Origin of the sequence: Yeosuana marina (assembly GCF_011762485.1) — a bacterium.
Classification (GTDB): Bacteria; Bacteroidota; Bacteroidia; order Flavobacteriales; family Flavobacteriaceae; genus Yeosuana; species Yeosuana marina.
In genome coordinates this window covers 369,377-384,362 of sequence record NZ_JAAKGI010000003.1, presented here as the reverse complement: position 1 = coordinate 384,362, position 14,986 = coordinate 369,377, and the positions used below count along the sequence as shown (strand labels likewise).

Annotated in this window: 13 protein-coding genes; 7 read left to right on the top strand and 6 right to left on the bottom strand. The window is 32.0% G+C overall.

Annotated elements, in window-relative coordinates; all coding sequences use genetic code 11:
* Positions 1-84 precede the first annotated feature (84 nt).
* Entirely contained in the window at positions 85-2,664 is a 2,580-nt protein-coding gene (mutS, locus tag G5V56_RS06240) for a DNA mismatch repair protein MutS (RefSeq protein WP_166963321.1), read from the bottom strand.
* Between the two features lie 143 nt (positions 2,665-2,807).
* On the opposite strand from mutS, the gene G5V56_RS06235 reads away from it, so the two are divergent.
* Positions 2,808-3,347, top strand: coding sequence for an RNA methyltransferase (locus tag G5V56_RS06235; RefSeq protein WP_166962949.1), 540 nt, complete (start codon positions 2,808-2,810; stop codon positions 3,345-3,347).
* Positions 3,348-4,007 (top strand): class I SAM-dependent methyltransferase, encoded by a 660-nt coding sequence (locus G5V56_RS06230; protein WP_240911233.1) that lies wholly within the window; start codon positions 3,348-3,350, stop codon positions 4,005-4,007. It abuts the gene before it with no gap.
* Positions 4,008-4,055: 48 nt separating this feature from the next.
* Here the strand turns inward: G5V56_RS06230 and folK are convergent, their stop codons facing one another.
* Positions 4,056-5,186, bottom strand: coding sequence for a 2-amino-4-hydroxy-6-hydroxymethyldihydropteridine diphosphokinase (gene folK, locus G5V56_RS06225; RefSeq protein ID WP_166962947.1), 1,131 nt, complete (start codon positions 5,184-5,186; stop codon positions 4,056-4,058).
* 69 nt (positions 5,187-5,255) lie between these two features.
* Here folK and G5V56_RS06220 point away from each other — a divergent pair, with 69 nt between their 5' ends.
* The 4 genes from G5V56_RS06220 (at position 5,256) to rpsU (ending at position 9,923) form a co-directional block, all read left to right on the top strand.
* Positions 5,256-5,960: a queuosine precursor transporter gene (locus tag G5V56_RS06220; RefSeq protein WP_166962945.1), complete on the top strand. Its 705-nt coding sequence runs from the start codon at positions 5,256-5,258 to the stop codon at positions 5,958-5,960.
* Positions 5,961-6,079: 119 nt separating this feature from the next.
* On the top strand, positions 6,080-8,716 hold the full coding sequence (locus tag G5V56_RS06215) for an AsmA family protein (protein ID WP_166962944.1): 2,637 nt from the start codon (positions 6,080-6,082) through the stop codon (positions 8,714-8,716).
* Between the two features lie 111 nt (positions 8,717-8,827).
* Positions 8,828-9,691, top strand: a complete 864-nt coding sequence (locus G5V56_RS06210) for a sigma-70 family RNA polymerase sigma factor (RefSeq protein WP_166962942.1) — start codon at positions 8,828-8,830, stop codon at positions 9,689-9,691.
* A gap of 37 nt (positions 9,692-9,728) precedes the next feature.
* Positions 9,729-9,923 (top strand): 30S ribosomal protein S21, encoded by a 195-nt coding sequence (gene rpsU / locus G5V56_RS06205; protein ID WP_166962940.1) that lies wholly within the window; start codon positions 9,729-9,731, stop codon positions 9,921-9,923.
* Between the two features lie 34 nt (positions 9,924-9,957).
* On the opposite strand, the gene G5V56_RS06200 is transcribed toward rpsU, so the two are convergent.
* Positions 9,958-10,194 carry a hypothetical protein gene (locus G5V56_RS06200; protein WP_166962938.1) on the bottom strand — a complete coding sequence of 79 codons (237 nt, stop codon included), beginning with the start codon at positions 10,192-10,194 and terminating at the stop codon, positions 9,958-9,960.
* 78 nt (positions 10,195-10,272) lie between these two features.
* Positions 10,273-11,067 carry a DUF2797 domain-containing protein gene (locus G5V56_RS06195; RefSeq protein ID WP_166962936.1) on the bottom strand — a complete coding sequence of 265 codons (795 nt, stop codon included), beginning with the start codon at positions 11,065-11,067 and terminating at the stop codon, positions 10,273-10,275.
* A 42-nt stretch (positions 11,068-11,109) separates the two neighbouring features.
* On the opposite strand from G5V56_RS06195, the gene G5V56_RS06190 reads away from it, so the two are divergent.
* Positions 11,110-12,624 carry a GH3 auxin-responsive promoter family protein gene (locus G5V56_RS06190; protein ID WP_166962934.1) on the top strand — a complete coding sequence of 505 codons (1,515 nt, stop codon included), beginning with the start codon at positions 11,110-11,112 and terminating at the stop codon, positions 12,622-12,624.
* A 236-nt stretch (positions 12,625-12,860) separates the two neighbouring features.
* Here G5V56_RS06190 and clpX read toward each other — a convergent pair whose 3' ends face one another.
* Complete coding sequence (gene clpX, locus G5V56_RS06185) at positions 12,861-14,093, bottom strand: ATP-dependent Clp protease ATP-binding subunit ClpX (RefSeq protein WP_166962932.1); 1,233 nt, start codon at positions 14,091-14,093, stop codon at positions 12,861-12,863.
* 71 nt (positions 14,094-14,164) lie between these two features.
* The gene (gene clpP / locus G5V56_RS06180) at positions 14,165-14,839 is read right to left on the bottom strand and encodes an ATP-dependent Clp endopeptidase proteolytic subunit ClpP (RefSeq protein ID WP_166962930.1); all 675 of its coding nucleotides are present in this window, start codon (positions 14,837-14,839) and stop codon (positions 14,165-14,167) included.
* Positions 14,840-14,986 lie beyond the last annotated feature (147 nt).

The window sequence follows — 14,986 nt, the reverse complement described above, 5'->3', positions numbered from 1 at the left end:
CTAGCAATATTGCTATTGCGGATGCAAATTTAAAATATTTCTTATAAAACCAAAGGCTTTTTTACAAAATAATATTTTTTATTTCTAAGCTCGCTTTTCTTTAATCAACATTCGCTTTATTTCATTTAGTTTCATAAGCGCTTCAACTGGTGTAAGTGTATCAATATCAATATGTAATATCTCGTCTTTTATGTTTTCTAGTAAGGGATCGTCCAGATTAAAAAAGCTCAATTGCATATCATCTTTTAATGATTTTACCTTATCGGTAAGCTCTTCACTTGAGTGAGACTTCTCTAATTTCTGTAAAATCTTATTGGCCTTATGCAGTACTTGTTGTGGCATACCCGCCATTTTTGCCACATGAATACCAAAACTATGGGCACTTCCACCCTCAACCAACTTCCTTAAAAAAAGCACATTGTCTTTTAATTCTTTTACTGATACATTAAAATTCTTAATCCGTTCAAACGTTTCGGTCATTTCATTCAACTCATGATAATGGGTTGCAAATAAGGTTTTAGGTTTTGCGGGATGCTCATGCAAATACTCGCTGATTGCCCATGCTATGGAAATACCGTCATAAGTACTTGTACCACGACCAATTTCATCAAGCAACACCAAACTGCGTTCAGAAATATTATTCAAAATAGAAGCGGTTTCATTCATTTCAACCATAAACGTCGATTCGCCCATAGAAATATTATCGCTTGCTCCTACTCTAGTAAATATTTTATCGACTAACCCAATTCGAGCTTCTTTTGCAGGTACAAAACTTCCTATTTGAGCCAGCAAAACAATTAATGCCGTTTGACGAAGAATAGCTGATTTTCCAGACATATTAGGCCCGGTAATCATGATGATTTGCTGCGCGCTTCTGTCTAAAAAAACATTATTAGCAATGTAGTTTTCACCAATAGGTAACTGTTTTTCTATTACGGGATGTCTTCCGTCTATAATATCTAAATCGAACGAATCATCAATCGTTGGATACACATAATGGTTGTCTTTTGCCAACTGAGCAAACCCACATAAACAATCGAGTTGACCAATTAAAAAAGCATTTTGTTGTACCGCTTTTATGTACTGATTGAGCCAACTAACCAACTCAGAAAACAACTGCTGTTCAATCGCTAAAATTCTGTCTTCAGCACCTAAAATTTTCGCTTCGTATTCTTTAAGTTCTTCGGTAATATAGCGCTCTGCACTTACGAGTGTTTGTTTTCTAATCCATTCTGCTGGAACTTTATCTTTATGGGTGTTCCTAACTTCTATATAATAACCAAACACATTGTTTGACGCGATTTTTAAAGAAGTAATTCCTGTGCGTTCACTCTCGCGTTCAAGCATCTTGTCTAAATAATCTTTACCCGATTTTGATAAACCCCTTAAATCATCTAATTCCGAGGAAAATCCAGCAGCAATGGTATGTCCTTTTAAAACATTAACAGGCGCCTCTTCATTGAGTGTTTCTTTTATTTTTTCACGAAGCACCTCGCAACTTTGAAGCGTCTCTCCAATAATTTTTAAAGATTGATTTTTACAATTAGAGGCAATAGATTTTATAGGAACAATAGCTTCTAAAGAGTTTTTTAGCTGAATAACCTCTCTAGGATTCACTTTGCCTGTTGCTACTTTAGAAATTAATCTTTCTAAATCGCCAATATGCTTTATGTGATTCTGAATTTTTTGAAGCGTTGTGTTTTCTTTGGTTAAATAGTCAACCACTTCATGTCGTTGCTTTATTTTCTCAACACTTTTTAATGGCAGTGCCAACCAGCGCTTTAGTAAACGCCCGCCCATTGGCGAAATAGTTTTATCTATAACATATAAGAGCGTTACAGCATTGTGATTGGTAGAATTATAAAGTTCTAAATTACGAATAGTAAATTTATCCATCCACACATAGGCATCTTCGGCAATTCTTGAAATAGCACTGATATGCTGAATTTTGTTATGCTGCGTTTCAGATAAATAATGCAAAATGGAACCTGATGCGATAATGCCTTCATACAATTCTTCAATACCAAAACCTTTAAGCGATTTCGTATTAAAATGCTTGGTTAAAGTTTCATAGGCGTAATCGGCTTGATAAATCCAATCTTCCATATAAAACGTATAAAAGTCGTTACCAAACGTTTCTGCAAATGTGGTTCTTTTTCTTTTTGACACCAGAACTTCACTTGGATTGAAATTCTGTAAGAGCTTATCGATATACTCAGTGTTACCTTGCGAGGTTAAAAATTCTCCTGTCGAAATATCTAAAAACGCAATACCAATATGAGTTTTATCAAAATAAACCGAGCATAAAAAGTTATTCGATTTGGATACCAACACCTCATCATTAAAGGCAACACCAGGCGTTACCAATTCTGTTACACCCCGTTTTACAATATTCTTGGTAAGTTTAGGATCTTCTAACTGGTCGCAAATCGCCACGCGCTCACCGGCTTTTACCAATTTGGGTAAATAGGTGTTTATAGAATGATGCGGAAATCCGGCAAGCTCAATTTCACTTTCACTTCCTGCACCCCGTTTGGTTAAGATAATCCCAAGAATATTAGCTGTTTTTATAGCATCTTCTCCAAAGGTTTCATAAAAATCGCCCACACGAAACAACAACAAAGCATCAGGATACTTTCTTTTAATCGTATTGTACTGCTTCATTAAAGGGGTTTCTTTTTTTGCCAATGGAATGTGATTTATATCTTATTTTTGTATTTCAAATAGGATTGCTAATGTAATTATTATTTCATGCTTTTTGAAACTGAAATTTAATTACTTATTGATAATTATTCACAAATTTACAGATGCGAAAATTAAAAAATAACGAATTAGATAGATTAAGTGTAGAGGATTTTAAATCTGTAAAAAAAACACCGCTTATTATTGTGTTGGACAACATAAGAAGCCTTAATAATATTGGCTCTGTGTTTAGAACCAGTGATGCCTTTTTAGTTGAAAAAATTTATCTCTGCGGAATTACAGCAACGCCTCCACACAAAGATATCCATAAAACTGCTTTGGGAAGTACTGAAACTGTAGATTGGGAGTATGTTGAAAACACTTTAGAATTAGTTGAAAAACTAAAAGCCGAAAACGTAAAAATTTGTTCTATTGAACAAGCCGAAAACGCAACTAGGTTAAATGCTTTTATACCCGAAGAAAACACCAATTATGCTTTGGTTTTTGGCAATGAGGTTAAAGGTGTGTCTCAAAAAGTTGTTTCTGCTAGCGATGTAGTCATTGAAATTCCACAGTTTGGCACCAAGCATTCGTTAAATATTTCGGTAAGCGCTGGTGTAGTAATTTGGGATGTTTTCAGCAAACTATCAGAAAATTTAAAATAGGTGACAAAAATCCAAAAGAAACCTTGGCCTACCAAAGATGCCATGACCCAGATTTATGAAATGAATCTCTGGGGAGGCAAGGAGTTCGATTTTTATTCTGGCATTGGTTCACACTATCCAAAAATTATAAACCCTTATTTAGATGCTGTAATCACTTTTTTAAACTCTCACAACAAGTCTTTAGTAGTTTGCGATTTAGGTTGTGGCGATTTTAATATTGGAAAACACCTGACCGCATACTCAAAAAAATATATTGCTGTAGATATTGTTGAAAATCTAATTAATAGAAACAAAACATTATACAAAGAAGATAACTTAGCGTTTTATTGTTTAGATATTGCAAACGACGACTTACCATCTGCAGACTGCGTTATATTACGGCAGGTTTTACAACATTTATCCAACAAAGAGATTGAAAACGTAATCAAAAAGATAGCCGTTTACAAATACGTCATATTAACAGAGCATGTGCCTTTGGGTAGGTTTATTTCAAATAAAGACGTTATTTCTGGTCAAGGAATTAGAATAAAACAAAACAGCGGTGTTAATTTATTGCATCCTCCTTTTAATTTAAAGATTAAAGCGGAACAAAACCTTGGCGAGTATATTCTAGAACATAACAAAGGACGAATTGTAACGACATTATATCAACTTTTTTAAGTTAAATATTATTACTAAACAAAATATTTAGCTTATGATACAAACTTATCACTCCCCACAAATAGCATCTAAAACATGTAGATAATCTTCCCGATTTGCTACAAAATCCTTATCGGAGATATCAATAATTTTAACATTAAAATCTGGTTGGCTTTTTAAAAAATCTAAATAACCTGTATTAATTTTTTCTAAATAATCGTTAGCAATATTTTGCTCGTAATCGCGTCCGCGCTTTTTAATGTTTTCCTGAAGACGCTCTGTATTTTGGTACAAATAAATATATAAATCTGGTTTTCTTAAATCTTTATACATCAAATAAAATAGTTTTCTGTATAGTTTAAATTCATCTTCGTGTAAGGTTATTTTTGAGAAAATAAGTGATTTAAAGACATCGTAATCACTCACAATAAAATCCTTAAACAAATCCAATTGTGATAAATCATCAGAAATTTGCTGGTAACGATCTGCTAAAAAAGACATTTCTAGGGTAAATGCATAGCGTTGGGCATCTTCATAGAATTTAGGTAAAAACGGATTGTCTGCAAAGCGTTCTAGAATGAGTTTTGCATTAAAATCTTGTGCTATTTTATTGGCCAAACTTGTTTTGCCCGCTCCTATATTGCCTTCAATGGCTATATAGCTATACTTTGAAAAGTCATATTTTCTACTCGGGTTTTTTAACCAAATATTAATCGGTTCTAACTGGCTAGTATCGTTGCAATTTTCTAACAAAGCAGTAATATCTTTATTCATTTTTGGGTGAATCACTTTTGGAGCTATATCGTGCAATGGTTGTAACACAAACTTGCGTTTATACATTTCTGGATGGGGAACGTTAAGTGTTTTTGTTTCGATAATCTCATCATTAAAAAAGATAATATCTAAATCGATTATTCGTGCTTCATATCCTGAATTTTTAGTCCTAACTCGTCCTAAACGCTTTTCTATAGCAAGTAGTTTTTTTAAAACTTCTTTTGCCTTAAACTGAGTTTCTATTCGAACACAGGTGTTTAAAAAATCGGCACTTTCAAAACCAAAGGCTGGACTATTATAAACTTTTGAAATAATATCTATCTTACCAATTTTAACATATATGAGATTAATTGCGTCTTGAAGATTTTTCAATCTGTCGCCTTTATTACTCCCCAATGATATATATACAACGTGTGAATCAACCATAATAATTAACAAAATAACTAAAAGAAAATCACTTTATCCTATATTTGTGAAAACTGTTAATAAGTTTCTATGACATTAAAAGACAAGCTTGCCGCGCAGCGTATTTACATGCTATTAGGCTCCCTTTTCATAACATCACTAGTCGTTTCAAATTTAATTTTTCAGAAATTCTTTTATTGGTATCCATTTCAGGTTGAAATTTTTGGTACCAAACTTTTTGAAATTTCAGTAGGTATTTTACCATATCCCATTACTTTTTTAATCACAGATTTAATTAGCGAAATCTATGGCAAAAAGCGAGCTAATGACATTGTTGTTACAGGTATTTTTGCGTCTTTATTTTCTTTGTTAATTGTATTTGTTTCCAATGCTGTCCCTGCAACTAATTGGTCTCCTGTTGGTAATACTATGTTCTCAACTGTCTTTGGCAATACCGCTGTAGCTGTTTTTGCAAGTATGCTCGCCTATTTGTTTGCCCAATTTATTGATATTCAAATTTATCATTTTTGGAAACGTGTTACCAAAGGGAAACACTTATGGATACGCAATAACTTTTCAACCTTTTCTTCTCAATTTATAGACACCACAACTATTTTAATTTTACTGTGTTCTTTTGAAATTATAGACTGGAGCAATTTTAAAGGCTTATTAGTTTCAGGGTTTTTATTTAAAGCGCTTATTGCTGCTTTAGATACTCCGTTCATGTATTTGGGTGTATATTTGTTTAGAAAACGTTTTAAACTAAAAGTGAATGAAGAAATTGACTTACGGTAATGTTTTTAATCGATTTTTAACATAAAAATAGCATTCATTCCATCTTTTAATACCAATTTTACGTATATATTAGGTTGTTGAGACACTTAAAATTTCTTAGAATAAAAATTATTCATCACATGAAAAAAGCTTTAAAAATTACTGGCATCACATTACTGACTATTCTTATCTTATTAATAGGCATTCCTTTTGTTTTTCAATCTCAAATTAAAGATGCCGTTAAAAGTTTTATTAATGATAACCTTAATGCCAAAGTTGAGTTTAGTGATGTTAGTTTAAGTTTTTTAAGAAGTTTTCCAAAAGCTCATGTATCTGTAAGCAATTTAAACATTACTAATTTTGAACCTTTTAAAGACGAAACTTTTGTAACAGCAAAAAATATTTCGTTTACCATGTCTATAAAAGAGCTGTTTAAAAATACTGATGAAGACCCTATTGTAATTAATTCTATTTCAGTTGACGAAGCCTTGCTTACTTTAAAGACAGACAGCTTTGGCAATACTAATTATGACATTGCTAAAAAAGACAATACTACACCAGCAACCGAAACAAAAAGTGGTGGTTTTTCATTTGATATTAAAGATTATAGTATAAACAACAGCGCTTTAACTTACCTAGATGAACAATCTAAAATGGCTGTTTATATAACAGAATTAAACCATAAAGGCAATGGTATATTCTCTGCAGAAAAATCTGAATTAGACACCAAAAGTGAAGCTAATGTGAGTTTTACCATGGACAGCACCAACTATTTAAATAACAATCACATCAAATTAGATGCGTTAATTGGTCTTGATTTAGATAATAGCACCTATACGTTTAAAGAGAATACGGGGTATATCAATCAACTGCCGTTGGAGTTTCATGGTTATGTGAAATTGTTAGAGGACGGACAAGATGTTGATATTTCATTTGAAAATCCAGGATCATCCTTCAAAGACTTTTTTGCAGTCATTCCTGAAACTTATTCAAAAAATATTGAAACTGTTGAAACCACAGGTAATTTTAAAATTAAAGGTGTAATAAAAGGTCTTGTTTCAGAAAAAACCATTCCAACCTTAGATATTAATATTGCCTCTAATAACGCTTCTTTTAAGTATCCTGATTTACCTAAACGTGTTGCAAACATTACCATAAACACATCAATAAAAAACACCACAGGAAACGCTGACGACACCTATGTTGATATTAATACGCTCGATTTTAAAATTGACCAAGATGTTTTTAAATCGTCTGCAACTATTAAAAATCTCACAGGAAATATGTTGGTTAATGCTAACATTGACGGCGTATTAAACCTTGCCAACATTTCTAAAGTATATCCTATTGAACTAAACAATAATTTAAGCGGTATTTTAAAAGCTAACGTCAATACTGCTTTTGATATGGATGCTATTGAAACCAACGCATACAGTCGCATAAAAAACAAGGGCGTTATTGATTTAAGCAATTTTAATTTTGCTTCGGAAGACTTTGCTAATCCTATTCAAATTTCAAATGCTAAAATAACGTTCAATCCTGAAAATATAACCTTAAATCAGTTTAATGCTAAAACTGGCAAAAGCGACTTAAATGCTACAGGAACTATTAAAGGTTTGTTAGGGTTTTTATTAAGCGATAAACCACTTCAAGGTAATTTTAACTTGAATTCCAATGTATTTGCAGTCAACGATTTTATGACTAACGAACCATCAGACACCGAAGAAAATAAAAATTCTAGTAAGGCATCTCTTAAAATTCCAGCATTTTTAGATTGCACAATCAATGCACAAGCAAACACGGTTGAATATGATAATTTAAAACTAAAAAATGTAAAAGGCACTTTAATTATTAAAGATGAACAAGCCATTTTACAAAATTTAACTTCCAATCTTTTTGATGGAGACTTAACAGTTACAGGTTTGGTGTCTACCAAAGCAGAAACACCAACATTTAACATGGATTTAGGCATGACTAGTTTTGATATAGCTCAATCATTTCAAGGTCTTGAATTACTTCAAAATATAGCGCCTATTGCCAAAGCCATTCAAGGAAAATTTAACACTACATTAAATTTAAAAGGAGCTTTAAGTAGTGATTTTACACCAAACCTAAACTCACTTTCGGGTGGTGCTTTTGCAGAAGTGCTATCATCGACTATTAACCCATTAAATGCTGAAGTTTTAAATAAATTAGGGTCGTCTTTAAACTTTATAGACTTTAAAAAAATTAATCTTAACGACTTAAAAACACAATTTGAATTTAGCGATGGCAAAGTCAATGTAAAACCTTTTAAATTTAAATATCAAGATATTGATATAAACGTTTCAGGAAGTCATAATTTTGACAAAACAATGTCGTACAATGCCGTATTTAATGTACCTGCTAAATATCTAGGAAGTGAAGTTAATCGCTTAATTGGCAAAATTGATGATGCGTCAACAAATAATATTTCTATTCCAATAACTGCTAATATCACTGGAAGTTACATCAACCCTTCCGTAAAAACCGACTTATCAAGTAGTGTCTCCAATTTAACAACACGGTTGGTAGAAATTGAAAAACAAAAACTACTTAACAAAGGAAAAGGTAAAGTATCAGACTTACTTGGCGGACTATTAACTGGCGACAAAAAAACAACTGAAACAGATTCTACAAAGACTAAAACAACTCAAGTTGATTCAACAAAAACAACTACTGGTAGCACCGTACAAAAAGAAATTAAAAATGTACTTGGTGGTTTACTAACTAAAAAGAAAAAAGATACTGTAAATTAGATCTTTTTTTAACTAATTAGGTTTTATTAGAATAAAGCCCTGTATTAATTAGGTTTTGTCAATAAAAAAGTTATATTCTAGACTAGACAAGTTTAAACCTAAAAATAATATATGAGGCAATTAAAAATTACGAAACAAGTTACCAACAGAGAGTCAAAATCCCTTGACAAATATCTTCAAGACATTAGTAAAATTCAATTAATAACAGCGGAAGAGGAGGTAGAATTAGCACAAAAAATACGAGAGGGAGACCAAAAGGCTTTAGATAAACTTACAACAGCTAACTTACGTTTTGTAGTTTCAGTATCTAAACAATATCAAAATCAAGGTTTAACTTTACCCGATTTAATAAATGAAGGAAATGCAGGTTTAGTAAAAGCCGCAAAACGCTTTGATGAAACAAGAGGTTTCAAATTTATTTCTTATGCTGTTTGGTGGATACGACAAGCCATTCTTCAAGCTTTAGCTGAACAATCCAGAATTGTAAGGTTACCTTTAAATAAAATTGGATCTATAAATAAAATAAACAAAGCGTATTCTTTTCTAGAGCAAACTCATGAAAGAGCGCCGAGTGCTCAGGAAATAGCAACTAATTTAGATTTCACTTTAAGTAATGTAAAGCAATCTATGAAAATTTCTGGCAGACATGTTTCCATGGATGCGCCATTGAAAGAAGGAGAAACATCAAACCTTTACGATGTTGTAAATTTTAATGAGTCACCTCAGCCAGACAATAATTTAATGAACGATTCATTAAACATTGAAGTAAATCGCGCTTTAAATATGTTGTCAGAAAAAGAAGCAGAAGTTATACGTCATTATTATGGCATTAATAATGAAAACCCTATGAGCCTTCAAGAGATAGGAGACTCTTTTGGATTAACAAGAGAACGTGTTAGACAAATTAAAGAAAAAGGGATTCGTAGGTTACGTCATACCTCTAAAAGCAAAGTTTTAAAAACGTATTTAGGATAGTCCTAAAACTAAATATTTAAAATAAAAATAACTATACATGTTAAAAATTATTATAAAAGAAGGTGAAAATATAGAGCGTGCCTTAAAACGCTATAAACGTAAACATAGAAATATTAAAGTGATGCAAAACTTAAGAGAAGGACAGTTTTTTACAAAACCTTCTGTTAAAAGACGTCGTGAAATTCAGAAGGCAGAATACATACAAAATATTAGAGATCAAGAAGATATTTAACCTTCTTAAACTCATCAACTAAAAAATCACGTTATTATAATAACGTGATTTTTTTATTTCCAATAGGATAATCTTCATAAAAATCATCAAACGTTTTGGAAGTTGTATACGTATCACGAAGTAACTTGTACACCATTACTATTAAAAGTGTCTGTCCTAAAAACATAATAAGAAACAGCCAAATAAAAGATAAACCCATAGCCACCATAACAGTTAAAGCAACGAGCAGAAATGTGGTGATTGCAACATAAAACATAACTGGAATTTTCATAATTTTTTTTATCTTAATTTACGAAAAAATAAAAATTTGAAAAAATCTAAAGTTCCAAAATATTGTTAAATGTGAACTTTAAGGCATTGAGATATTAACGACCAAACCTTCGTTAGATCGAACATTAAAAACAGTCTCATCTTCAAAAATAAGGTACTGCCCTTTTATTCCAACTAATTTACCTGTGTATTGTTGATCCTTCAACAAGTTTAAACTCTTTGGTTTTTCAGGATATTTAAGTACCGGAAAATCTATATTAGTTTCTGTATTATTTTCAATAAAATAGTCTTTAGCTTCTTCTGGAATATACGCCTTTAGACGCTCACGCCATTCTACTAAATCCTCATCTTGAATGTCGTTTTTTAACATGGTACGCCAATTAGTCTTATCAGCTACATGATCCTTTAAAGCGACTTCAGTAATACCAGCTAGATACCGGTTTGGGACCTCAACTATTTCAATAGCTTCATGAGCACCTTGGTCAATCCAACGAGTTGGCACTTGGCTTTTTCTGGTTACACCAACTTTTACATTACTTGAGTTTGCCAAATACACAATATGCGGTTGTAATTGTACCTTTTTTTCATAGGCCAAATCTCGATCTTCTTTTCCCAAATGAGCCGTACTTAATTCGGGTCTTATAATCCAATCGGCTGCCTGAGGTATTTCAAAAAAACAACTTTTGCAAAAACCTTGTCGATAAATAGGTTTATCTAGTCCGCAATTTAAACACTGATATTTAACAAACTGAATACTAATGGTTTTATCTATCAACTGATTCATATTTATAAAATCATTTTCAAACACCAAGTAATATTGAATAGGATGTGAAAATTCAGATTCCATTTTTGTTAAAACGCCTTCGAAAGTCATGAAAAAAAGTGTTATTTTTAAGAACTTAAAGATAAAACAAATATGCCAACTACTTTAGTAAATTCTATTGCATCTTGGTTTTTAAAAAAACGATTTCATCAAATTGAGTTGTTTTTAAAATATCCAAATGAGGTCCAAAACGAATTACTTTTCAACCTTATAGAAGACGCTAAAGACACGAAAATAGGTAAGGAATATGATTTTGCCTCGATTAAAAATTACAGAACATTCGCAGAACGAATTCCAGTTTCTACCTATGAGGATTACCACGATGTTATTGATAGGTCTAGAAATGGAGAAACTAATATTTTTTGGCCATCCCCTATAAAATGGTTTGCTAAATCTAGCGGAACAACCAACGCTAAAAGTAAATTTATCCCAGTAAGTATGGAATCTTTGGAAGACTGCCACTACGCTGCCGGAAAAGATTTATTATGTATGTACCTTAATAACAATGAGGACTCTCAAATGTTTACAGGGAAGAGTTTGCGTCTTGGTGGGAGTAAAGAATTATATAGAGAAAACGGTACTGTGTTTGGCGATTTATCTGCTATTTTAATTGATAACATGCCTTTATGGGCAGAGTTTAGCAGTACACCAAGTAATAAAGTGTCTTTAATGAGTGATTGGGAACATAAAATGCAAGCCATTGTTGATGAAACCATTAATGAAAATGTGACTAGCCTAACTGGAGTTCCTTCTTGGATGCTTGTGTTGCTCAATAATGCATTAGAAACTACAGGGAAAAAGAATTTATTTGATATTTGGCCTAATCTGGAAGTCTACTTTCATGGTGGTGTAAGTTTTACTCCTTATGAAGATCAGTATAAAAAACTATTGCCGAAATCTGACTTTAAGTATTATGAAATTTACAATGCTTCAGAAGGTTTTTTTGCTATACAAGACCAAAACAATTCAAGTGAATTGTTGCTTATGCTTGATTATGGTATTTTTTATGAATTTATTCCTATGGACACCTATGGGACTTCAGAACAAAAAGTTATTCCATTAAGTGAAGTTGAATTACATAAAAATTATGCTCTTATAATTACTACAAATGCTGGTTTATGGCGCTATAAGATTGGAGACACCATACGATTTACCTCTGTTAATCCCTACAGAATTAAAGTTTCAGGACGAACAAAACATCACATTAATGTTTTTGGTGAGGAGCTTATTATTGAAAATGCTGAGGACGCTTTAAAAAAAGTATGTAAAAAAACAAACTCTGAAATTGTAGATTATACTGCTGCTCCTATATTCATGAAAGACAAAGAAAAAGGAGCTCATGAATGGATTATTGAATTTAAAACACCTCCAGAAGATATTGATTATTTTAATGAATTGTTTGATAATGCTCTTAAAGCGTTAAATTCTGACTATGAAGCCAAACGCTTTAATAATATTACGCTTAATAAGCCAACCATTCACATTGCCAGAAAGCATCTTTTTTATGATTGGTTAAAGCAAAGTAACAAACTTGGAGGCCAACATAAAGTTCCAAGACTATCAAATACCAGGTGTTATATCGACGAACTGCTTGCTCTAAATTTGTAGGCAATTCAATTCATCGAGAAAATTGGTTTTCCTAAGTTTTTAAACGACAATTACTTTGCATTAATCTAATAATGTATAAAAATTTTTGCTTACCGATTTAATACATTTACATTTGAAAAGTAATAATGAAAATTTAAGCTATTATCAACGATAATCCATTATTAATTAACATCCATAGAACAAAAAACCACTCTAAAATAGAGTGGTTTTTTTATATGTAAAACTTGTTGATTGTTTTAAGAAACAGCTTTCAACTTTTTAATTGTTGTTTTTGTTATTTTATCTTCAGCATACATTTTGTTTACATGTAATTTTTTTTCTGTGCTACTTGGTAGTTCAAACATAGCATCTGTTAAAATTTCTTCACATAGTGAGCGCAAGCCTCTGGCTCCAAGTTTATATTCAATCGCTTTGTTAACAATAAAATCTAGGGCTCCATCTGTAATACTAAAGTCTATTTCATCCATTGAAAACAACTTTTTGTATTGCTTAATAATGGCATTTTTAGGCTCCGTTAAAATAGCTCTAAGTGTTTTAGCGTCCAACGGATTCATATACGTTAGCACAGGCAATCTTCCTATAATCTCCGGAATCAATCCAAAATCTTTTAAATCTTTAGGAATAATATATTGCAACAAATTGTCCTTATCTACCACATCATCAGATATAGAAGCACTGTATCCTACGGCTTGCATATTTAATCGTCTAGAAATATGACGTTCAATACCATCAAACGCACCTCCAGCAATAAATAAAATGTTTTCAGTATTTACTTCAATAAATTTTTGGTCTGGGTGTTTACGTCCTCCTTTTGGCGGTACGTTTACAACAGTTCCTTCAAGAAGTTTTAATAACGCTTGCTGAACACCTTCACCAGATACATCTCTTGTAATAGACGGGTTATCACTTTTACGAGCAATTTTATCTATCTCGTCAATAAAAACAATCCCTTTTTCTGCTTTCTCTAAATTATAATCTGCTGCTTGTAACAAACGAGTTAAAATACTTTCAACATCTTCTCCTACATAACCTGCTTCGGTTAACACAGTAGCATCAACAATAGCTAAAGGTACATTTAGCATTTTCGCTATAGTTTTTGCAATAAGTGTTTTACCTGTACCTGTTTGACCAACCATAATGATATTACTTTTTTGAATATCAATATCGTCTGTTGTAACGGGTTGCAATAATCTTTTATAGTGATTATAAACAGCTACAGACATGACTCTTTTGGTCATATCTTGACCAATAATGTAACCGTCTAAAAATTCTTTAATTTGTTGTGGTTTACGTAATTTTAATTCTGCAAATAAATCGGTACTATCACTCTGTTTTGATTCTTCAATTACAATACCGTGTGCTTGCTCAATACATCTATCACATATATGAGCATCTAATCCTGCTATTAATAAATTTGTTTCAGGTTTTTTACGACCACAAAACGAACATTCTAATTCTTCTTTTGCCATTAATTATTCTCTTTGGGGATTGAAAAAATACATAAATCCCTCATTTACAATTTATAAAGTTACGATTTTTTTTAACTACGTGCTAAAATCTCGTCAATCATACCGTATTCTTTAGCTTTATCAGCCTTCATCCAATAGTCTCTATCACTATCTTCATATACTTTGTCGTAATCCTGTCCTGAATGCTTACTGATGATTTTATAGAGCTCTTCTTTTAATATCAATATCTCTCTAGCCGTGATTTCTATATCACTGGCTTGTCCTTGAGCACCACCAAGAGGCTGATGAATCATCACTCTTGAATGTGTTAAACCACTGCGTTTACCATGAGCTCCAGCACATAATAATACGGCTCCCATTGAAGCTGCCATTCCTGTACAAATTGTTGCTACATCTGGTTTAATAAACTGCATCGTGTCATAAATTCCTAAGCCTGCATATACGCTTCCCCCAGGAGAATTTATATACATTTGAATATCTTTTGAGGCGTCAACACTTTCTAAAAACAGTAATTGAGCCTGAACAATATTAGCGATATTATCATTAATTCCTGTTCCTAAAAAAAGAATACGATCCATCATTAACCTTGAAAAAACATCTAGTTGAGAAATGTTCAACTGACGTTCTTCAATAATATATGGGGTCATATTTGAAGGATACATGCTACTAACAATCTTGTTGTAATAGGTGCTACTGATACCTTGATCTTTTATGGCGAATTTTTCAAATTCCTTGGCGTAATCCATAGTTCTTTTATTTTACATGTGTTTGATGGCCTTATTTATTTCAGTATGTGCAAAATCTTAATTATGAAACCTTTATAAAAGTATTTTCACAATTAAGATTTTACTGAAAAAATTAGGCGCTTAATTTTAAAAAATTGTGCGCCTAAA